We start from the raw sequence: 22,247 nt of genomic DNA on the forward strand, positions 1-22,247 counted from the left end.
AGTTCCCCCTTCTGATAGAAAATCATTATACTGACCCAATAAGCGGGCATCAGACCAATCGTGTGTCCTGAAAACCGGGAATGAGTATTTTATGGGCCGTATGACAAACAGGATTGTTGGGGGCGCGGTTTTACTGACCCTCATCGTCTTTGGGGCGGACCTGTTGTTTCCTTTAGGGGTGGCAATGGGGGTCGGCTATGTTGTCCCTGTCATACTGATCAGCCGGACACGATCTTCCACGCATGTCTGGACCTGTGTTTTTATCTGCAGTCTTTTAATTGCTGTTGGCTACTTCCTGTCTGATATGGGCAGTGAAGAATGGATTGTGCTGACAAATCGACTGTTGTCGCTGGGGGCGATCTGGGCGGTGGGATATGGCTTGCTTCGGCATCTGAAAAGTGAGCGGGTGACGAACAGGTCCCGGCAGGAGCTTTTATCTTTTCTGAATGCCTCTACCGATTATGCCGCGCTGGTGGAACAAGACGGCACCATCGTGATTGCAAACAAAAACCTTGAAGATATGTATGAGGATGAACGCAAAAACGCGGATGGCACCCTGACGGGAATGCCTATGTTCAGAGAGCCGATTACGGAGCTCGGGCGCAGGCGGCAAAAGTGGCATCAGCGGGTGTTTGAAACCGGAAACGCCTTTGAGCAGATCGATAAGGATGGGGATCATTATTATTCCAACCGATATCACCCTGTGCTGGATGATGAAGGCAATGTGTACCGGGTGGCGATTTCGGTTCGGGATCTGACCAAGGAAAAAGAAGCAGAAAAACTGTGGCTTGCCAGTGAGCAGCGCTTTAAAGACCTGTTGGAAAACTCCATTCAAGGGGTCTATGTCCATAAAGAGTGGAACCTTTTGTTTGCCAATAATGCCATGGCGCGGATTTTGGGCTATGAAAAGGTGGATGACTTTTTGAAGCTTGAAAATGTTGAGCAGTTCATTGCGCCGGAAGAACGCGACAGGCTGCATCAATATCGCAAAAACCGTGAAAACGGCATGACAGCCCCCACCCAGCATATCGCACGATATCTTAAGAAAGACGGCACCAAGGTCTGGCTGGAATCCTTTAACAATCTGGTGACCTGGTATGATGAACAGGTGGTGCAGACCACCGTGGTGGATGTAACCGAACGCGTGATTGCCGAACAGAAATCCATGGTGGCAAGTCAGGCGAAATCGGATTTCTTATCCTTGCTGAGCCATGAATTCAGGACGCCCTTGAATTCCATCAACGGTTTTGTACAGTTGTTGCTGGGCAATTCGCAATCCAACCTGACAGACAAGCAGTTGGAGATGCTGACCTACATTCAGCACAACGGGGATGAGCTGCTTTATATGGTGGATAAACTGATTGAATTTACCGCCCTTGAAGATGCGGATTTCAATCCGGAAACGCTTCATGTCAACCAGATTGTCTCTGATGTTTTGGAAGCCCATCAGCATGTTGGGGAAAAGTCCAAAGTCCATCTGGTCAATACCAGCAGCAACTGTTGCTCGGTCAAATGCAGCGAGACGCACCTGAAGCGTATTCTTGGGGAATTTGTTGAAAATGCCATCAAATTTAATATCGAAGATGGTACCGTGATCGTCAAATGCATGCATCATCATGGCGACATGGTGCGCATCCGTGTGGAAGATTCCGGCCAGGGGATCATTGATAAACATAAGGGCGACTTGTTTCAGCCCTTTAATCGGTTGGGGCGGGAAAATGGATCTATTCCCGGTGTTGGCATTGGTCTTTGCGTTGCCCAGAAAACGGCTGAGCAAATTGGCGGGAATATCGGGTTTGAACCCAACCAGGAAGGCGGCAGTATCTTCTGGGTCGATGTACCCAGTGCGGATCAATCAGCCGAATAAGTGAACGAGAAATCCCGTTTGCGTGATGGCACCGATAAATATGCCGCCAGTGGCAGCGGCGATGATCACAGGGACGGCATTTCGACCCGCAAGGGTGAACCAGTCCATCAGACTGCCAGGACGCGCATCATCTTGTTTGCCGGGAAAGAAAAAGGCGTGAAGTTGCGATAGGGCGACTATAAGGCTGCTGGCTGCAATTGCGTGTATAGCAGATAGGCCTGGCGATAGTCTGAACATAATCAGTTCTAGGCCAAGGATCAGAAGAATTGTGCAAAGAAAGGCAACGGGGAGGGCGAAAACCTTTCTGGAGGATGATCTCAATATAAGGAACAGGATGCCCCCGAAAACCGTTATGAGACTGATCAGCAAGCTTCTGGAAATCTGGGCTGAAAGATCAATTGTATGTCCTAACTGACCAATCAGGAAAAGAAGAAGAGAAAGGGCGGTTGCGGTCAGGCTGATAGACAAGACCCCTAGGGCGGAGGATTCCAAAAGGCTGAGGAGGGATGGTTTTTCTTTTTGATCGGCGGATTGTCGGGCTCTGTAAACTGATACCGGGGCGCAGAGCAACAGAAGAAACAATGTCGATTGCATAAAGCCAGTTAGTGCAAGTGTAAGGATGGTGACAATTGGGAAAAATTGGCGGACGCGGTTTATGAGAGGTGTTTCTTCCCGGTTTGTTTTTATGCGCCAATACTGAAACAAGCCATAAGGGGTGACAATGAGAAAGACTAATAAGATTTGTAGTCCAAAATAGGTAGTGCCTGTTCGATAAATTTCTTCCAGATAAAGTAAGGTGAAGGCCCAGGCCCAGAACTTTTGATCTAGCCACGTCGGGATAAGTGATTTGTGGGTGGTGGGAATAAACAGCTGATAGAGCTTTGCAATCATCTGTTGTCCAAAACCGAGATAGTCAAGTTTTGATCCGATGACAACGGCAAAGGAAAGCATTGTGGTTGCAATGCCCAGACTAACACCAAACACGGCTTCTGTTGAAAACCAGTAATGAAGAAAGAGATTCTGTGCACTGGTATCCGGCAGGAAGGCAATGATCAGAAGGGTAAGCCCGGCCAGGAGTGCAAGTGGCAAGGCAAGGACCCTTCGTGTTGCTTCCAGCAAGAGGATTAAACCAACCGTGGCAAAGATCCAGTCAATGTAGAGACTACTTTTCATGATGTCATGAAGGTTTGTAATGAAAAACAGGAAGTACAGGATGCCAATACTTCCTGCAAAGGCAAGAAGGTAATCAGATGTTTGGGCGGATGTGTCTTTTTTATTCTGACTGGAAGGGTAACACAAAAGCCCTAAAAATACCGCATAGCCAAGTGTCAGAATTTTAAGTTCTGTGACGCTGAGGATTAAGAAACCCAACTGATGGGAAAGCGGAGAAGCAAACCATAGCATTGCGGTGACCCAGCAAAGGGAAAGCCCGGTGACGAAAAGATTTGTTTTTGCGTTTAGCTTTCTTGTGCGCATGTCTGACACGGATGTCCTTTTGTTATATTTATTTAAGACGTTAGCAGAAATTACTTTATCATAGATGAAAAAACATTGAACTTGTCTAAGTATCTGGCTACCGTCGCGACACTGAAAAACTCAAGAAAAAGTATAATCGATGAGCATAGTTAAAAACGGCAAATATATCCACTACAAAGGTAATGAATATGTGGTGATGGGTGTGGCGAAACATTCAGAGACCCTGGAAGAACTGGTGGTCTATCAGCCGCAATATGGAGAGCGCGGTATTTGGGTACGCCCGCTTGATATGTTTGTGGAAGATGTGGAAGTGGACGGGCAGACGTTGCCGCGTTTCAAATATGTCGGTGATGAATAGGTTTTTGATAGTTTCTAAAAGATTGCAAAAATATTTCAATCTGCTGGTTGAAAAATAAGGCCCAATGGGCCTTTTTTTATTGTGCTTTTTGTCGATAAAGCTATTGTGGCAGAAGGAAACGTCCTTCTTGCAGGACAATCGTGATCAAACAAAAAAGACGATGGCTGCAGGATTTTTAATGCTTCAGGAGAGGGGAGCATTAGAGACCAAAAAATTAAATTCGAATCGCTGTCGAAATTTATAGGGTAACACCTAGCCACACAAAGGGGACGAGTGCATGGCAGATGAAGAAAAAAAGAATACTGAGGCAAAATTCCGTCAGGGCGCGCTGGACTACCACCGCTTTCCTGTACCGGGTAAAATCAGTGTAACTGCAACAAAACCACTGGCAAACCAACGCGACCTTGCGCTGGCTTATTCACCAGGCGTGGCCTTTGCCTGTGAAGAGATTGTGCGTGATGAAAAAGAAGCGGCAAACATGACCGCACGCGGCAATCTGGTGGGCGTTATTTCCAACGGGACGGCCGTTCTGGGCTTGGGTGCCATTGGACCGCTGGCGTCAAAGCCGGTGATGGAAGGTAAAGGCGTTCTCTTCAAGAAATTTGCCGATATTGATGTGTTTGATATCGAAGTTGAAGAACGTGATCCGGAAAAGCTGGTTGATATTATTGCCGCGCTGGAACCAACCTTCGGCGGGATTAACCTTGAAGATATCAAAGCACCTGAATGTTTTTATGTCGAGCGCGAACTGAAAGAACGCTGCAACATTCCGGTCTTCCACGATGACCAGCATGGTACAGCCATTATTGTGGGCGCTGCGATCAAGAACGCGCTGCGCATCATCGGCAAAGATATCAAGAACGTGAAGCTTGTGGCATCCGGTGCGGGGGCTGCGGCTCTTTCGTGTCTGAACGTGCTGAAGCACATGGGTCTGCCCCGTGAAAATATCACCGTCTGTGATATCGTTGGTGTGGTCTATAAAGGTCGCACGGAAGAGATGGACGAATATAAAGAAGTTTTCGCCATCGATACTGATCATCGCACCATGGATGAAGCCATTGAAGGTGCAGACATCTTCCTCGGTCTTTCTGCCCCAGGGGTGCTGAAGCAGGAAATGGTCGCCAAGATGGGTGAGCAGCCGATCATCTTTGCATTGGCCAACCCGGAACCTGAAATTCGCCCGGAACTGGCCAAAGAAGTGCGCCCGGACTGCATCATGGCGACAGGTCGTTCTGACTATCCAAACCAGGTGAACAACGTTTTATGTTTCCCATACATCTTCCGAGGTGCGTTGGATGTAGGGGCGACAACCATTAATGCTGAAATGAAAATGGCCTGTGTGGAAGCGCTGGCTGATCTGGCATTGGTGGAAGCGGATGAACGAGTGACCAAAGCTTATGGTGAAGAAAACCTTTGTTTTGGCCCGGAATATCTGATCCCGAAACCGTTTGATCCACGTCTGATCCTGAACGTGACTTTGGCCGTTGCCAAAGCGGCGATGGATAGTGGCGTTGCCACACGTCCGATCGATGATTTCCGTGCGTATCGTGAAAAACTGTCACAGTTCGTTTATCGTTCCGGCATGATCATGAAGCCTGTGTTTGAACAGGCAAAACGTAATCCTAAGAAGATCGTTTATGCTGAAGGGGAAGATGATCGCGTATTGCGCGCGGTTCAGATCGTTGTGGATGATGGTCTGGCAACACCGATCCTGATCGGTCGCCGTGATGTAATTGAGAAAAAGATCAAAGACCTGGGTTTGCGTCTGGAAGTCGATAAAGATATCGAGATTGTCGAGATCATGCGTGATTTCCGCCTACACAGTTATGGTGATTACTATCACCGTCTGATGGGGCGTCGCGGTATTTCACCGTCAGCAGCCCTTAGCCTGGTGCGTACCCGTCCGACCATTCTGGCCTCCATCATGGTGCGCCGGGGGGAAGCCGATGCCATGATCTGTGGGACTTCGGGGCGTTACGGTAAGCATCTGGAACAGTTGGAAGGTGTGATCGGTATTCGTGAGAAACAGTCCGTTCTGGCTGCGATGAACCTTGTGATCATGGAAAAAGACACGCTCTTTATGTGTGATACCTACGTGAACTATGACCCGACGGCCGAACAGCTGGCGGAGATTACGTTGATGGCGGCGGAAGAAGTGCGTCGTTTTGGTATCACGCCAAAAGTTGCGCTGTTGTGTCATTCCAACTTCGGTAACCGTGACAACGAGTCATCGTTTAAAATGCGCCGCGTGCGTGAGTTGGTGCTGGAACAGGATCCAAAACTGGAAATCGAAGGCGAGATGCATTCCGATGCTGCGCTTTCTGAACAGCTGCGTAACAACATCTTCCCGAACTCGCGTTTGCGCGGGTCGGCGAACCTGTTGATTATGCCAAATCTGGATTCCGCTAACATCGCCTATAACCTGGTGAAAATGACGGCTGATGGCCTGCCTGTTGGTCCGTTGTTGCTAGGGGCTGCGAAACCTGCACATATCCTGTCACCATCTGCCACTGTGCGTGCAGTGGTGAACGTCAGTGCGGTTGCAGTTGTGGATGCACAAATCCACGCTGGTGAGTCGGAGTAAGTTCGACGTGACGGATATGCCTGAAAAGCAAATCGTTGAAGAAACGGATGTGCAACCCGATGTCGAGATCGAAGAAGGGGATGCATTCGGTTTGGGGGAGGAACACCTCTCCCAACTTCACGATCATTTGCGTGATGGCAATGAAGAAGCTGTAAAAGAACTGTTTGACGATCTGCACTATGCGGATGCTGCAGATATCTTGCAGCAGCTTAAATCTGATGACCGTTCGCAGGTTTATCAGATCGTCGGGGATGAAGTTGACCCGGACGTTATTTCAGAACTCGACGAAGATATCCTTGAAGAAGTCGTTGATGAAATGGGTGCCGATCAGGTTGCCCAGGTCATCGTCGAGATGGATAGCGATGACGCTTTGGCCGTTATCGAAGAACTGGACGAAGAAGACCAGAAAGAAGTCTTGGAAGCGCTTCCTCACGGGGAAGAACGCCAGGCGATTTTAGAAGGTCTGTCTTTCCCGGAAGATTCCGCTGGTCGTTTGATGCAGCGCGAACTCGTCACTGTCCCTGCTTTCTGGACGGTGGGCGAGACGCTGGATTATCTGCGCGGTGATGTGGATTTACCAGATGATTTCTATGAAATCTTTGTGGTGGACCCAAAATTCAATCCCCTGGGTACCGTGCAGCTTAGCCGGTTGATGCGCAACAAGCGCCCGGTGCGGATCGGCAATCTGATGGAAGAACAATTGACCACCATTCCGGTCGATACCGATCAGGAAGCGGTGGCTTTTATTTTCCGGGACCGTGACCTGGTATCAGCCCCTGTTGTCGATGACAATTCGCGTCTCTTGGGTGTGATCACAGTCGATGACGTTCTCGACGTTATTGATGAAGAACACGAAGAAGACATCATGCGTATGGGGGGGGTAACCCAGGATGAGTTCTATAGCTCCGCCATGGATGCGGCGAAATCACGGGTCTGGTGGCTTGTGGTCAATCTGGGGACGGCCATTCTGGCGTCCGTTGTAATCGGTTTGTTCACCGATACGATTGAACAGTTGGTTGCGCTCGCCGTCCTGATGCCGATTGTGGCTTCCATGGGCGGAAATGCGGGGACGCAGACCCTGACCATTGCGGTGCGTGCCATTGCCATGAATGAATTGACGCCTGCCAACGCCATTCGAGTAGTGGGCAAGGAAGTCGCTGTTGGTTGTGTAAACGGGGCGGTCTTTGCTGTCCTTGTCGGGCTTGCCACCTGGGCCTGGTTTGGCGACGGGGCTTTGGCAGGCGTGATCGGGGCGGCCATGATTGTGAATATGGTGGTGGCTGGATTTGCAGGTGCGCTCATCCCGGTTGCGCTGGATCGATTTGGGGCGGACCCTGCGATTTCATCCTCTGTCTTTTTGACGACCGTCACAGACGTTGTGGGCTTCTTCGCCTTTTTAGGGCTGGCGGCCCTGGTCCTTCTTTGATAGAAAACGACATGGCAGAAAGAAAATGCTTTACGTTTACGTAAAGGTAAATTAAGCTTTGCGCGTTATGAGTGATCAAAAGAAAACAACATTCAGCATTACGGATTTATCCAAAGAGTTCGATATCACCACGCGAACCATCCGTTTCTATGAAGATAAAGGTCTGATTTCGCCTGCGCGCGAAGGACAGCGCCGGATTTATTCTCAGCGTGATCGCGTTCGTCTACGCTTGATTATGCGCGGTAAACGCCTTGGTTTTGCCCTGTCTGAAATTCAGGAATTGATCGATCTTTATGATACGGACAGATCAGAAGTTACCCAATTACAGGTCTTTCTGGACCGTATTCAGGAACGTCGCACGGCCCTGACCCAGCAACAGGCAGATATCGAAGCCATGCTGGGTGAGCTGGATACACTGGAAGATCAGTGTTCGACCCTTCTTAAAAATAAAAAAGCCTAACTTTTCGTCTGTGACCTTGGTCGGTGATCAGGGTATTTGTTTGATCTAATAGTTAACCTTTACGTAAACGTAAATTGAAGAGAGTGCCCCCCCCATGACTGATTTAATTCACCCAAAATCCATCGTGACCCATCGCAGTGTCGTTCAGCAGTGGGAATGTGATCATATGGGGCACCTGAATGTGCGTCACTATATGGCAAAATTTGATGATGCTGCCTGGAATTTGTTGGCGGAGCTGGGGATCAACAAGAAATATTTCTCCGAACGTAATGGCGGTGTGGCGGCTGTGGATCATCATGTGACCTATAAAAAAGAAATGGTCGCAGGTGACAGTGTAACAGTGCGCACCCATCTGGCGCTGTTTGAAGGCAAGAAATTCAAGATGATCCATCGCATGTTCGACAGTATCACGGGTGATCTGGTTGCCGATTGCGAATTGTTTGGTGTCCATATGGATCAGACGGCGCGCCGTGCGTCTGAAATCCCGAAAGATATTCTGGCAAAAGGGCAGGCTTTTTTGGGTGAAACGAAAAAGGCGGCGGAGTAAGTCATGAGCCAGTTTCAGCCCAGGTCAGAAAATTATATCGAGATCGTCCAGCAGGCTTTCGCCAAGCAAGGTTTTATGGAACATCTGGGCGTGGAGATGGTTGAAATCCAGCCTGGGTTTTGTGAGCTTCATATCCCGTTCAAGTCGGAACTGGATCAGCATCATGGCTATTTCCATGGTGGTGTGATTGGGACATTGGCTGATGTCTCCGGTGGCTTTGCGGGATATTCCTTGCTGGCAGAAGGTCAGGCCATGCTGACTGTGGAATATAAACTGAATATCATGGCCCCTGGCGCTGGTGATTATCTGAAAGGAGTAGGGCGCGTGGTTAAACATGGCCGCACCCTGACTGTAACCAACATTGATGTGTATGCAGTGACAGAGGGGCATGAAACTCATTGTGCATGTGCGATACAGACATTGATGGCTGTTGATGTGTAGAATTTTTGCAATAACCATAATCTTGGCGTTTATACAAAAGGCTTAATTTTGTCGTTATAGTCTGCTATGTATTTCCCAAAAGATAAATCAACCTTTTTGGGTGGCTGAGATTATGACAATCCGTACTAAATTAATTGGTGCTTTTGCACTGATGCTTGCTTTCGTAATGGTTAATAGCGCGTTGCTGTTGATGATTGCCGGGCAAAGTTCCGATGCATTCGATGAGATTTCCGCATCTTCTAACAAAATTAAAGATAAAGTTCTGCCTTTAATTACCGTTACGCAAGACCTGAAAGTCAATGTGATTCAGGTGCAGCAGTGGCTGACGGATATTTCCGCGACCCGTGGTCTGGATGGTCTGAATGATGGTTTTGATGAAGCCAAGGCCAATGCAGATGAATTTAAAGCCAATCTTGCAGTGGCACTTAAACTGACAGAAGAGCTTAATCAACCCAAACTGACAGCGAGCCTTAAAGAAATGGGCGACGCCTTTGGTCCTTATTATCAGGTCGGTGTTCAGATGGCTGAAGCCTATATTGCTGACGGTCCGGCGGGTGGTAATAAGATGATGGGCAACTTTGATGAAGTTGCGGCCAAGATTCAGGATGGCGTTGGCCAGGTGAACAAAGGTGTTAAAGCCATTGTTAAAGAAAGCCTGACAGAAGAAGGTGAGCTTCTGGCGAAGGATAAAGAAAAGAACAATTCTTTGCGTAATGTTTCGCTTGTGCCGATTGTGATTTCTGTACTTGTTGGTTTTGCTGCGATTATTGCAGTGACCAAGTTGTGCAAGAATATCTCGCAGATGACGGCAACTATGACCGGGCTTTCACAAGGGAAACTGGACACTGAGGTTCATGGTCGTGATCGTTCGGACGAGTTGGGCGAGATGGCAGAGTCTGTTCAAATCTTTAAAGAAAGTGCGATTGAAAACAAGCGCCTTCAGGATGAGCAAAAAGAAGCGGAAGAAAAAGTCAAAAAAGAGCGTCAGGCAACCATGATGCAGATGGCGGACGATCTGGAAGGCCGTGTTTCCGGTAGTATGCAGGAAATTTCAGATGTGCTGACAGACCTGGAAGGTATGGCAGGTCAGATGTCTTCAGCAGCGGATCAGACAAGTGCGCAAAGCCAGGCGGTATCTGCAGCAACCGAAGAAGCAACTGCGAATGTGGAGGCTGTTTCGGCGTCTGGTGCACAATTGACAGCATCAATCAACGAGATTTCTGAGCAGGTCGCAAAATCATCCGAGATTTCAAGTGGTGCGGTTGCCGAAGCACAGGAAACCACCCAGACGATTTCAACGCTGGCTGAAGAAGTTGGGCGTATTGGGGATGTGGTCAAGCTGATCACCGATATTGCGGAACAAACCAATATGCTAGCCTTGAACGCTACCATCGAAGCGGCCCGTGCGGGCGATGCGGGTAAAGGGTTTGCGGTTGTGGCAAGTGAGGTGAAGAACCTTGCCCAACAAACTGCCAAGGCAACCGAAGAGATCGGTGCGCAAATTGGTAAAATTCAAAGTGAGACAACCGGGGCGGTAGATGCGATCGATGGTATTGCTACCACCATCGGGCATTTGAATGAATATACTTCCTCCATTGCTGCTGCTGTTGAAGAACAAAGTGCGGCAACAGGTGAGATTGCCCATAATGTGAATGAAGCAGCCCGTGGTAATGAAGAAGTTTCTTCCAATATTTCCGGCGTGGCGCAAGCTGCCAGTGACACAGGTCGGCTGGCCCATAGCGTTGCGGATTCTGCCAATAATGTGAAAAATGCAAGCCAGCATCTTAGAAGTTCCGTGCAGGAATTTCTGGATGATATCCGGGATGGAAGCTCTGGAAACATCAGGTTCTAAGCTGGTTTTGGTCGGTTAAGGGTGAGGGTGCGTTTGTGCCCTCACTTTTTTTTACAATTCATAAGTTGACGTTTACGTAAACGTAAAATATATTTTTGGCAGATTTTAAAACGCATGAAGATGCACCTTTAGGGAAATGGGAAAGAGTTATGAGCTTCGTAGAATATCCTTCTTTGAACTTTAATCTGGGTGAAACCGCAGACATGATCCGCGATATGGTCAGTTCTTTTGCAAAAGAAGAGATCGCACCAATTGCCGCCAAGACGGATGAAGAAAATGCCTTTCCTAATGACTTGTGGCCGCGCTTTGGGGAGCTGGGTCTTTTGGGGATTACGGTTTCAGAAGAATTTGGCGGGGCAGGGATGTCCTATCTGGAACATGTGATCGCTGTTGAAGAAATCAGCCGTGCCTCTGCTTCTATCGGTCTATCCTATGGTGCGCACTCAAACCTGTGTGTGAACCAGATTTATCGTAATGGTAATCAGGCGCAGAAAGAAAAATATCTGCCAAAACTGATTTCTGGTGAACATATCGGTTCCTTGGCGATGAGTGAGCCAGGTGCGGGTTCCGACGTTGTGTCCATGAAGTTGAAGGCTGAAAAGAAGGGTGATCGTTTCATCCTGAACGGCAATAAGATGTGGATCACCAACGGACCGGACGCTGATACATTGGTTGTTTATGCGAAAACCGATATGGATGCCGGCCCCAAAGGGATCACAGCCTTCATCATTGAAAAAGATTTCCCGGGTTTCTCAACTGCGCAAAAGCTCGATAAGCTTGGGATGCGAGGGTCCAATACCTGTGAGCTTGTGTTCCAGGATTGCGAAGTGCCGGAAGAAAATATTCTGGGTGAATTGAACAAAGGTGTCCGCGTTCTGATGTCCGGTCTGGATTACGAACGTTCTGTTCTTGCAGGTGGACCGACCGGGATTATGCAAGCGTGTATGGATGTTGTTGTCCCCTACATTCACGAACGCAAGCAATTCGGTCAGTCCATCGGCGAGTTCCAGCTGATCCAGGGCAAGGTTGCCGATATGTATTCCACCATGAATGCCTGTAAAGCTTATGTCTATGCGGTAAACGCAGCCTGTGCCCGTGGGGAAACAACCCGTAAGGATGCGGCTGGTGTGATCTTGTATGCAGCTGAAAAAGCAACACAGATGGCCCTGGATGCTATTCAAATTCTGGGTGGCAATGGCTATATCAACGAATATCCAACAGGTCGTCTGCTGCGTGATGCCAAGCTTTATGAAATCGGCGCGGGTACATCCGAAATTCGCCGTATGCTGATCGGTCGCGAACTGTTTAACGAAACCAAATAAGTCCTACATATAAAGCGTCATCCCTGCGAAGGCAGGGATCTTGTTCGAATTTATCAGATCCCGGCCTTCGCCGGGATGACAAAGAGGAAAAAACATGTCTCAGAATGATCCTATCGTAATTGTTGGTTCTGCACGTACGCCCATGGGCGGTATGCAGGGTATGTTCTCTGCCCTGACAGCGTCTGAATTGGGTGGCGAAGCGATTAAAGCGGCTGTGGAACGTGCAGGCGTTAAGGCAGAAGATGTCGGTGAAGTGATCTTCGGGAACGTTCTTGGTGCAGGTCAGGGCCAGGCCCCGGCACGTCAGGCTGCCCTTTCTGGTGGCCTTGAGTTGGCGACAGGCTGTACCACCATCAACAAAATGTGTGGCTCCGGCATGAAAGCTGCGATGCTGTGTCATGATTTGATCAAGGCAGGTGTCAATGATGTGATGGTTGCTGGTGGCATGGAAAGTATGACCAATGCACCGTATCTGCTGGAAAAAGCCCGTGACGGCATGCGTCTGGGCCATGGTCAGGTCAAAGACCATATGTTCCTGGACGGTCTGGAAGACGCCTATGATAAAGGTCGCCTGATGGGCACGTTCGCTGAAGAGTGTGCGCAATCTTATCAGTTTACCCGTGAAGAACAGGATGAATTTGCCATCCGTTCCCTGTCGCGCGCCAATGCTGCGATTGAAGATGGTTCGTTTAAGGCGGAAATCACACCTGTGACGGTCAAGACGCGTAAAAGCGAAACTGTGATCGATACGGATGAGCAGCCAGGTAATGCGCGCCCTGATAAAATTCCATCCCTGCGTCCTGCCTTTGCAAAAGACGGTACGGTGACAGCTGCAAACTCGTCTTCTATCTCTGATGGGGCAGCAGCGCTTGTGATGATGCGTGAAAGTGAAGCTGAAAAGCGTGGGCTGAAGCTAATTGCACGCGTTCTCGGTCACACGACCTTTGCGCAGGAACCAAATCTCTTCACCACCGCCCCTGTTGGCGCGATGAAAGAGCTTTTGGAAAATGTCGGCTGGTCCAAGGACGATGTGGACCTGTGGGAAATTAACGAAGCCTTTGCTGTTGTGACCATGGCCGCCATGCGTGATCTGGAACTGGATGCGGATAAAGTTAACGTTCATGGCGGGGCCTGTGCCTTGGGTCACCCCATCGGTGCATCCGGTGCCCGTGTGATTGTGACGCTGCTCGCAGCGCTTGAAAAATACGGCAAGAAAAACGGTGTGGCGTCCCTGTGTATTGGTGGTGGCGAAGCAACTGCCATGGCCTTTGAACGCGTCGCTTAATTTCAGTAATGATATGTGGAAAATAGAGTCAAACAAATGATTCTGAACGAAGAACAGGTTTTGATCCGCGATATGGTGCGTAACTTCGCCACCGATCGCATCGCCCCGAACGCCCGCCAGTGGGAGGCTGATGAGGCCTTCCCAAAAGAGATTTTTGCCGAGATGGCAGAGCTTGGACTGATGGGGATGGTTGCTCCGGCTGAACACAACGGATCCGAAATTGGCTATGTTGGTTTAGCTTTGGCACTTGAAGAAATTGCAGCAGGAGATGGTGCTTTAAGTACGGTTCTTTCTGTACATAATTCAGTTGGTTATGGGCCAATCTTAAAGTTTGGCAATAACGAGCAGAAAGAGAAGTTTCTTAAGCCAATGGCGGCCGGAGAACAACTTGGATGTTTTGCTTTAACTGAGCCACATACCGGTTCTGATGCGTCTGCTTTGAAGTGTCGCGCCAAGCGTGATGGCGATCATTATGTTCTTAATGGCACCAAGCAATTTATCACCTCCGGCAAGATTGGCGATACGCTCATTGCATTTGCCGTAACTGATCCGGAGGCTGGTGCAAAAGGGATTTCTGCCTTCATCGTGCCGACAGATACGCCCGGATATATCGTTTCTAGCCTGGAACATAAGATGGGTCAGAAGGCATCTGACACCGCACAGATCGTTTTTGAAGACATGCGTTTGCCAGCTGAAAATCTGCTGGGCGAAGAAGGCATGGGATATAAAATTGCGCTTTCAAATCTGGAAAGTGGCCGCATTGGGATCGCATCACAATGTGTCGGTATGGCACGTGCGGCACTGGATGCATCTGTTGAATATGCAAAAGAACGTGAAGCGTTCGGCAAGCCGATTGCCCAACATCAGGCCATCGCATTCAAGCTTTCTGACATGGCAACGCAAATTCATGCCGCGCGTCAGATGGTATTGCACGCTGCCAGCCTTCGCGATGCGGATATGCCGTGCCTGAAAGAGGCCTCCATGGCGAAAGTCTTTGCTTCAGAGATGGCAGAAAAAGTCTGTTCCGAAGCGATCCAGATTTTTGGTGGTTATGGCTATTCATCGGAATTTCCGGTGGAGAAATATTACCGCGATGTACGTATTTGCCAGATTTATGAAGGCACCAGCGAGGTGCAGAAAATCGTCATCTCGCGCGCCGTCTTAAATGGTTAATTCGGCCATCTACTAGGTCCATAAGGTTTTGTTTTTTATATGTTAAATGGTTAACATTTTCAGCTTTGAGGCACTGATCGCAAGATGAAATATAGCAAAGAAACATACCAAAAAACGCGACCTGCGGGCGTAGTTGAAGGGCTTTTATCATGACCCAGAAACCGATTGAATTTTACTTTGATCTGTCTTCGCCATTTGCCTATCTGACCAGCAAGTGGATCGATGATCTGGCGGCCCGATATGACCGCACGGTCACCTGGAAGCCGGTCATGTTGGGCGTTATGTTTAAAGAAACGGGCATGAAGCCGCTGTTCCATCAGCCGCTGCGCGGTGACTATGGCATGCACGACTTTTTACGATCTGCGCGTATGGTCGGTTTGGATGTGGTCATCGCTGATCCGTTTCCGTATCTCGCGCTTGCCCCGTCGCGTGGCTTTTACTGGTTGGAAAAAAACGCACCGGAAAAAGCTGTGGCTTTTGCCAAGCTGGCTTTTAACCGATATTTCGAAGAGGGCGTGGCCCCGGCCAGTGCGGAAGAATTAAAGCTTCTGTGTGATCATCTTGATATTGATGCAAGCACATTGATCGCTGGCATTCGTGAACCTATGATCAAAGATCGCCTGAAAGATGAAACCACCCGCGCCATTGAAAATGGCGTGTTTGGTGCCCCCTTTATAAGAGTTGATGGCGAAGGCTTTTGGGGCAACGATCGAAAGGAACAAATCGATCAATGGCTGAAAACAGGTGGCTGGTGACATGACAGACAAAATCATTGAGTTTTATTTCGAATTTGGCAGCCCCTATGGATATTTCGCCGCCAATCAGATTGAGGCCATTGGCGAAGAGTTTGGCCGCAAGGTCATTTGGAAACCTTATATGCTGGGCTCAGCCTTTGAGAAAACAGGGGCGGTTCCGCTGCGCGATGTTCCGTTAAAAGGCGATTATTGCCTGAACGATTGGGAACGCATCAGCGCCTATACGGGCACGCCCTGGCACCTGCCTGCCAAATTCCCAACCGGAATTCTGGCGGCACCACGCGGGTTTTACTGGCTGATGGATCAAGGTCGTGAAGAGCTTGCCATTAGATTTGCCAAAGCTGCCTACAAAGCTTATTTCGCGGATCGTCGTCCGATGTGGACGAACGAAGAAACCGCAGAAGTTGCCGCAGAGTGTGGCATCGACAAAGAAGAATTCCTGAGCGCTGTTCAGGATAAACACGTTAAAGCAAGATTAATTGAAGAAGGTCAGAAAGCGATTGATCGTGGCGTCTTCGGTTCTCCCTTCATCATCATTGATGGTGAGAGTTTTTGGGGATGGGACCGATTGCCGATGATCCGTGACTGGCTCAAACAGGGGAAGTGGTCATAAATCATGAGCATTCTAAAAACGTCCATCAACACCCGGTCTGACGATTTCAAGGCCAATGCTGAAGCAATGAAAAAGCAGGTTGATGATCTGCGCGAAGTCATTGCGACTGTTAAACAAGGCGGTGGCGTGACAGCCAACGAACGTCATATCCGTCGCGGTAAACTGCTGGCGCGTGAACGTATCCGTCGTCTGCTGGATGTGGGTTCACCATTCTTGGAGCTTTCTCAGCTTGCCGGTTGGGATATGTATCCGGAAGACGGCACCATTGCCGCTGGTGGCGTGATCACCGGGATTGGCCGCATCGAAGGTCAGGAATGTATGGTGGTTGCCAACGATCCAACCGTAAAAGGCGGGTCTTACTATCCCATCACGGTGAAAAAACACCTGCGCGCCCAGGAAATCGCACTGAAAAACAATCTGCCTTGCGTCTACCTAGTGGAATCTGGTGGGGCGAACCTGCCACGTCAGGATGAAGTTTTCCCGGATCGTGATCACTTTGGTCGTATCTTCTATAATCAGGCCAATATGTCGGGTCAGAACATTCCGCAGGTCGCCGTTGTTCACGGGTCCTGTACAGCGGGTGGGGCGTATGTGCCTGCTATGTCGGATGAAAGTATCATTGTAAAAGAACAAGGAACCATCTTCCTGGGCGGCCCCCCACTGGTAAAAGCGGCGACAGGTGAAGTGGTTTCTGCCGAAGATCTGGGTGGTGCGGACGTGCACTGTAAGACATCCGGTGTGGCGGACCATTATGCACAGGATGATGGTCATGCGCTTGCCCTGGCCCGCCAAGTCGTGCGCAACCTCAACCGTGTGAAAAATCCAAACCTGGACATCCGTGAACCGGAAGAGCCACTTTATCCAGCAGAAGAACTTTACGGCATTATCCCGGCTGATACCAAAAAGCCGTTTGATATCCGCGAAGTCATCGCCCGTATCGTTGATGGATCCCGCTTTGATGAATTCAAGGCCCTTTATGGCACAACGATTGTCACTGGTTTTGCGCATCTTTATGGCTATCCGGTCGGGATTGTGGCGAACAACGGTATTCTGTTCTCCGAAGCTGCGCAAAAAGGCGCGCACTTTATCGAGCTTTGTGCTCAACGCGGTATTCCGCTTCTGTATCTGCAAAACATCACCGGCTTTATGGTTGGTCGCAAGTACGAAGCAGAAGGCATCGCTAAACATGGTGCGAAGATGGTAACGGCAACGGCTTGTGCCAATGTGCCAAAAATCACCTGTGTGATCGGTGGCTCCTTTGGTGCGGGCAACTACGCCATGTGTGGCCGTGGCTATGATCCAAACTTCATGTTTATGTGGCCAAATTCTCGTATTTCCGTAATGGGCGGTGAACAGGCCGCAGGCGTGCTGTCCACCATCAAGCGTGATGGGATGGAACGCAAAGGCGAAGAATGGTCAGCCGAGGCTGAAGAAGAATTCAAAAAACCGATCCTTGATAAATATGAAGTCGAAGGTCATCCGTATTACGCCTCAGCCCGTCTGTGGGATGATGGTGTGTTTGATCCGGTTGATACGCGCATGATGCTGGGCTTGTCCCTGTCAGCGTCGCTTAATAAACCAATCGAGCCGACCAACTTCGGCATCTTCAGGATGTAAGGGTGGATCATGACTGAGACTTCAAAAATTGAAATTGATGCACGTGGTGTGGCCACACTGACCATGACGCGCGCAGAGATGCACAACGCTTTTGACGATGTGATGATCGCTGATCTGACAGCGAAATTGAAAGAGCTGGAAGCCAACGATGACGTGCGCGTTGTCGTGTTGGCTGCAGAAGGCAAAAGCTTTTCAGCCGGCGCCGATCTGAACTGGATGAAGCGCATGGCGGCTTATTCTTATGAAGAAAACTTTGAAGATGCCATGGGCTTGGGCGGTCTGATGGAAACATTGAATTTCCTGAAGAAACCGACCATTGCGAAAGTTCAGGGCGCGGCCTTTGGCGGCGGTGTTGGACTGGTTGCGGCCTGTGATATGGCTGTGGGGTCAGAATATGCCAGCTTCTGCCTGTCCGAAGTGAAACTGGGCCTGATCCCGGCGGTGATTTCCCCTTATGTGGTGAATGCCATGGGGCAACGTGCAAGCCGTCGATATATGCTGACAGCAGAACGGTTCAAGGCCGATGAAGCCTTGCGTTTCGGCCTGCTGCATGAAGTTGTGGCGGCGGACGAACTGGACGGTGCGGTTGAAAAACTGATTGAAGCCATGATGGGCAATGGTCCAGCCTCTGTTGCGGCCTGTAAAGACCTGATCTTTGCAGTTTATAACCGTCCAGTGGATGAAACTGTCATTAAAGACACAGCCGAGCGGATTGCCAATCAACGCGCATCTGTCGAAGGGAAAGAAGGCCTTGGCGCTTTTCTTGAAAAACGAAAACCGTCTTGGGTTAAGGGGAACGCATAATGTTTAATAAAATCCTGATTGCCAACCGTGGCGAGATCGCTTGTCGTGTGATCAAAACAGCCCGTCGTATGGGCGTGAAAACTGTCGCTGTCTATTCTGATGCAGATGCGGGCGCCATGCATGTTTCCATGGCGGATGAGGCTTATTATATTGGGGCTTCACCAGCGGCTGAAAGTTATCTTGATTACAACAAGATCATCGAAGTTTGTAAGAAATCCGGTGCGCAAGCCATGCACCCGGGCTATGGCTTCCTGTCTGAAAATGCAGCCTTCTGCCGTGCCTTGGCGGAAAATGACATTACCTTTATCGGCCCACCCGTCGGTGCGATTGAGGCCATGGGGTCAAAATCTGAAGCCAAGAAGATTATGGAAGAAGCCAATGTGCCGCTGGTCCCGGGTTATCACGGGGATGAGCAGGGCATTGAGCTGATGCGCGAACATGCCAACAAGATGGGCTATCCGGTGATCTTGAAAGCCGCTGCTGGCGGCGGTGGTAAAGGCATGCGGATCGTCTGGTCGGAAGATGAGATCGAAGATTCTTATGAGGCCGCCAAACGCGAATCTATGAAAGGCTTTGGCGATGACCACATGCTGGTGGAAAAATATCTGACCAAGCCACGTCACGTGGAAATTCAGGTCTTCGCTGACCAGCATGACGAAGCGGTTTATCTGTTTGAACGTGATTGTTCTGTCCAGCGTCGCCACCAGAAAGTGGTGGAAGAAGCCCCGGCACCGAACATGACGCAGGACCTGCGTCACCGCATGGGTGTGGCAGCTTGTAATGCCGCGCGTGCCATTGGCTATGAAGGCGCAGGCACCGTTGAATTCCTGCTTGATGAAGATGGGTCTTTCTATTTTATGGAAATGAACACCCGTCTTCAGGTGGAACATCCGGTGACAGAATTGATCACAGGCGAAGACCTGGTGGAATGGCAGTTGCGCATCGCATCCGGTCAGCCCATCCCGGTTAAACAGGATGATCTGTCCATCAGCGGTCATGCCATGGAAGTTCGGATTTATGCCGAAGATCCGGATAATGACTTCCTGCCTGCAACGGGGAAGCTGAAACATCTGCGCACACCAGAAGAAAGCGCCCATGTGCGTATTGATACAGGTGTGCGTGAAGGTGATGAAGTCTCGATTTACTATGATCCGATGATTTCAAAACTGATCGTCTGGGGCGACACGCGCGATGGTGCACTTCGTTATATGCGTAAAGCTTTGGCGGACTATCAGGTTGTGGGTTTGACGACCAATATCGAATTTCTGGCAACACTTGTGTCTCATCCGGCATTCGTTAATTTTGACGTGGATACGGGCTTTATTGAACGTCATGAAAACGACCTCTTCCCCGAGCGTGAACATATCACCGACGATGCGCTTGCCTTGGCTTGTCTGGATGTGTTCATTGCCCGCGAAGAAGAAGTGCAGGCACAGGCCGACTGGTCGGGTGATCCGTTCAGCCCATGGCATTCCACAAGCGGTTTCCGCATGAATGATGACAATCATCACGAACTTTATTTTGTGAACGAGGAAGATACCATCACGGTCACATGTCATTATCGTGAAAGTGGCTTTGTTATGGAACTGCCGGGTGGTGACATTCTGGTGCGTGGTGAACGCGATGAAAATGGTGACCTCCTGGCTGATCTGGGTGGTCGCCGCATGAAGGCAACCGTGGTTCGTCATGGTGATGATCTGGAAATTCTGGTTCATGGTCGTGCGCACGCTTTGAAACTGTTTGATCCGCTGTCTGCGGCTGAAAATCAAAATGAAGCGAGTGGGTCACTGACATCGCCTATGCCGGGGAAAGTGGTTTCTGTTCTGGTGGAAAAAGATCAGGAAGTCAAAGAAGGTGACGCCCTGATGATCCTTGAAGCCATGAAGATGGAACATACCATTTCTGCGCCCATGGACGGTGTGGTGGAAGATATCTTCTTTAATGCAGGTGATCAGCTTGAAGAAGGTGTTGAACTGCTGAAAATTCATGGTGAGTAAGACAATGGCTTTACCAAAAAAAGTAAAAATCGTTGAAGTTGGCCCACGTGATGGGCTGCAAAACGAAAAGGAAGTTGTTCCCACGGAAGCGAAAATTCAGCTGATCCATGCGTTGGGTGATGCGGGCCTGTCTGTGATTGAAGCAGGCAGCTTCGTCTCCCCCAAGTGGGTGCCGCAGATGGGTGATAGTGCAGAGATCATGGAGAAAATCACCCGCAAGGATGGTGTCTCTTACCCCGTCCTGACGCCCAACATGAAAGGTTTTGAAGGCGCGCTGGCTGTAGGGGCTGAAGAAGTCGCGATCTTTGGTGCAGCTTCTGAAAGTTTTTCACAGAAGAACATTAATTGTTCCATCGATGAAAGCCTGGAACGGTTCAAACCCGTTGTGGAAGCAGCCAAAAAAGAAAACATCCGCGTGCGTGGTTATGTGTCCTGCGTGGTTGGATGTCCTTATGAAGGTGAAATTGCCGCCGATAAAGTCGCTGAAGTGTCCGCTAAACTTTACGACATGGGCTGCTATGAAATTTCCCTTGGTGATACCGTTGGCGTAGGCACACCGGGCAAGGTGCAGGATATGCTGCGCGCCGTTTCCCAGCAGGTACCAATGGAACATCTGGCGGCACATTTCCATGACACTTACGGTCAGGCCCTTGCCAATATTTATGCAGCCCTTGAAATGGGTGTGGCAACGGTGGATTCATCGGTTGCGGGTCTTGGTGGCTGTCCTTATGCCAAGGGGGCGTCTGGGAACGTTGCGACCGAGGATGTGGTTTACATGCTCAATGGCCTGGGCATTGAAAGCGGTGTTGATCTGGAAAAACTCTGTGAAGCAGGCCGTTTCATCAGTGAAGTGATTAACCGCAAGCCTGCATCTAAGGTTTCTCTGGCTCTTTCTGTTGGTTAAGGTGCCCAGTACACTTCTATCGGGGTCTTTGCCCCACGTAAGACTGCACGGATCGGAAGTTCTTCTTCCGGTCCGTTTTTCATGGCTTCTTCAAAGACCTGCCATTTTTCTTCCCCATAGATAAACAAGGCAATATGGTCTGAATTCAAAATGGTCGGCAGGGTCAGGGTGATGCGCGCTTCCGGCTGGCTTTCTGGATTGATGGCGGCGACTTTTTGTTCCTCGTTAGGCGCAAAGCCTTGGGCAAGTTCCTGTGCTGGTGCGCACGGAAACAGGCTGGCAGTATGACCATCTTCGCCCAGCCCAATAAATAAGCTGGCAAAGGGCAGGGGGAGTGTGCTTAGTTGTCGTTCAACGCCATCCAAGCCTTCTTCGGGTGTTTTATGATCCGTAGTCAGCCCAATAAATTGCGCTGCCGCAGCCGGGCCTTGTAACAGGTGGTTTCGCACCAAAGCTTCATTACTACGATCTGACCCCACCGGGACCCAGCGGTCATCCACCAGGGTCACGGTTACATTTTGCCAGTCCAGATCATGACCGGATAAAGCATCTAGCATAGGGGCAGGGGAGCGACCACCACTTAGGGCGATAGACGCAGTCCCGTCAGATTGAAGTTTCTGTTTTATCTGCGTTGCCATTTTATCGGCCAGTGCCTGGACCCAATCAGCGCGGGTTTCAAATTTTTTGATCTCGACAGTTGGGGCATTCATGGCATTTTGACCTTTGGAAGACTTGCAAATTTTGGAAAAGGATTATACTCAGGCAG

19 protein-coding genes are annotated in these 22,247 nt (G+C 49.7%); 17 read left to right on the forward strand and 2 right to left on the reverse strand.

Annotation, left to right across the window (positions count from 1 at the left end; genetic code table 11):
- The first annotated feature begins 91 nt into the window (after positions 1–91).
- Positions 92–1,867: a PAS domain S-box protein gene (locus RYZ26_RS02835; RefSeq protein ID WP_317681628.1), complete on the forward strand. Its 1,776-nt coding sequence runs from the start codon at positions 92–94 to the stop codon at positions 1,865–1,867.
- Here RYZ26_RS02835 and RYZ26_RS02840 read toward each other — a convergent pair.
- Complete coding sequence (locus RYZ26_RS02840) at positions 1,856–3,343, reverse strand: hypothetical protein (protein ID WP_317681629.1); 1,488 nt, start codon at positions 3,341–3,343, stop codon at positions 1,856–1,858. The genes RYZ26_RS02835 and RYZ26_RS02840 overlap by 12 nt on opposite strands.
- Before the next feature lie 139 nt (positions 3,344–3,482).
- Here RYZ26_RS02840 and RYZ26_RS02845 point away from each other — a divergent pair, with 139 nt between their 5' ends.
- The 16 genes from RYZ26_RS02845 to RYZ26_RS02920 all read left to right on the forward strand — a co-directional run bounded on the left by RYZ26_RS02845 (position 3,483) and on the right by RYZ26_RS02920 (position 21,481).
- Positions 3,483–3,701, forward strand: coding sequence for a DUF1653 domain-containing protein (locus RYZ26_RS02845; protein ID WP_317681630.1), 219 nt, complete (start codon positions 3,483–3,485; stop codon positions 3,699–3,701).
- Positions 3,702–3,978: 277 nt separating this feature from the next.
- Complete coding sequence (locus RYZ26_RS02850) at positions 3,979–6,285, forward strand: NADP-dependent malic enzyme (protein ID WP_317681631.1); 2,307 nt, start codon at positions 3,979–3,981, stop codon at positions 6,283–6,285.
- Positions 6,286–6,301: 16 nt separating this feature from the next.
- Positions 6,302–7,711, forward strand: a complete 1,410-nt coding sequence (mgtE, locus tag RYZ26_RS02855) for a magnesium transporter (protein ID WP_317681803.1) — start codon at positions 6,302–6,304, stop codon at positions 7,709–7,711.
- Between the two features lie 67 nt (positions 7,712–7,778).
- Positions 7,779–8,171, forward strand: coding sequence for a MerR family transcriptional regulator (locus tag RYZ26_RS02860; RefSeq protein ID WP_317681632.1), 393 nt, complete (start codon positions 7,779–7,781; stop codon positions 8,169–8,171).
- Positions 8,172–8,265: 94 nt separating this feature from the next.
- Positions 8,266–8,718, forward strand: coding sequence for an acyl-CoA thioesterase (locus tag RYZ26_RS02865; protein WP_317681633.1), 453 nt, complete (start codon positions 8,266–8,268; stop codon positions 8,716–8,718).
- A 3-nt stretch (positions 8,719–8,721) separates the two neighbouring features.
- Positions 8,722–9,159 (forward strand): PaaI family thioesterase, encoded by a 438-nt coding sequence (locus RYZ26_RS02870; protein WP_317681634.1) that lies wholly within the window; start codon positions 8,722–8,724, stop codon positions 9,157–9,159.
- 112 nt (positions 9,160–9,271) lie between these two features.
- A complete protein-coding gene (locus RYZ26_RS02875) occupies positions 9,272–11,011 on the forward strand; it encodes a methyl-accepting chemotaxis protein (RefSeq protein WP_317681635.1) in 1,740 nt (579 codons plus the stop codon).
- A gap of 149 nt (positions 11,012–11,160) precedes the next feature.
- Positions 11,161–12,333: an isovaleryl-CoA dehydrogenase gene (locus RYZ26_RS02880; RefSeq protein WP_317681636.1), complete on the forward strand. Its 1,173-nt coding sequence runs from the start codon at positions 11,161–11,163 to the stop codon at positions 12,331–12,333.
- A 94-nt stretch (positions 12,334–12,427) separates the two neighbouring features.
- Positions 12,428–13,618: an acetyl-CoA C-acyltransferase gene (locus RYZ26_RS02885; RefSeq protein ID WP_317681637.1), complete on the forward strand. Its 1,191-nt coding sequence runs from the start codon at positions 12,428–12,430 to the stop codon at positions 13,616–13,618.
- Between the two features lie 36 nt (positions 13,619–13,654).
- Entirely contained in the window at positions 13,655–14,791 is a 1,137-nt protein-coding gene (locus tag RYZ26_RS02890) for an acyl-CoA dehydrogenase family protein (protein WP_317681638.1), read from the forward strand.
- A 149-nt stretch (positions 14,792–14,940) separates the two neighbouring features.
- Positions 14,941–15,546 carry a 2-hydroxychromene-2-carboxylate isomerase gene (locus RYZ26_RS02895; RefSeq protein ID WP_317681639.1) on the forward strand — a complete coding sequence of 202 codons (606 nt, stop codon included), beginning with the start codon at positions 14,941–14,943 and terminating at the stop codon, positions 15,544–15,546.
- 1 nt (position 15,547) lies between these two features.
- Positions 15,548–16,159 carry a 2-hydroxychromene-2-carboxylate isomerase gene (locus RYZ26_RS02900; protein ID WP_317681641.1) on the forward strand — a complete coding sequence of 204 codons (612 nt, stop codon included), beginning with the start codon at positions 15,548–15,550 and terminating at the stop codon, positions 16,157–16,159.
- A gap of 3 nt (positions 16,160–16,162) precedes the next feature.
- The gene (locus tag RYZ26_RS02905; protein ID WP_317681642.1) at positions 16,163–17,776 is read left to right on the forward strand and encodes a carboxyl transferase domain-containing protein; all 1,614 of its coding nucleotides are present in this window, start codon (positions 16,163–16,165) and stop codon (positions 17,774–17,776) included.
- A gap of 9 nt (positions 17,777–17,785) precedes the next feature.
- Positions 17,786–18,580: an enoyl-CoA hydratase/isomerase family protein gene (locus tag RYZ26_RS02910; RefSeq protein WP_317681643.1), complete on the forward strand. Its 795-nt coding sequence runs from the start codon at positions 17,786–17,788 to the stop codon at positions 18,578–18,580.
- The gene (locus RYZ26_RS02915) at positions 18,580–20,577 is read left to right on the forward strand and encodes an acetyl/propionyl/methylcrotonyl-CoA carboxylase subunit alpha (protein ID WP_317681644.1); all 1,998 of its coding nucleotides are present in this window, start codon (positions 18,580–18,582) and stop codon (positions 20,575–20,577) included. Before RYZ26_RS02910 ends, RYZ26_RS02915 begins: the two co-directional genes overlap by 1 nt.
- A 4-nt stretch (positions 20,578–20,581) precedes the next feature.
- Positions 20,582–21,481, forward strand: a complete 900-nt coding sequence (locus RYZ26_RS02920) for a hydroxymethylglutaryl-CoA lyase (RefSeq protein ID WP_317681645.1) — start codon at positions 20,582–20,584, stop codon at positions 21,479–21,481.
- On the opposite strand, the gene pgl is transcribed toward RYZ26_RS02920, so the two are convergent.
- A complete protein-coding gene (gene pgl / locus RYZ26_RS02925) occupies positions 21,478–22,191 on the reverse strand; it encodes a 6-phosphogluconolactonase (protein ID WP_317681646.1) in 714 nt (237 codons plus the stop codon). The two genes, RYZ26_RS02920 and pgl, sit on opposite strands and share 4 nt — an antisense overlap.
- Positions 22,192–22,247: the final 56 nt, after the last annotated feature.

Origin of the sequence: Terasakiella sediminum (assembly GCF_033100395.1) — a bacterium.
In the GTDB taxonomy this organism is placed as follows: Bacteria; Pseudomonadota; Alphaproteobacteria; order Rhodospirillales; family Terasakiellaceae; genus Terasakiella.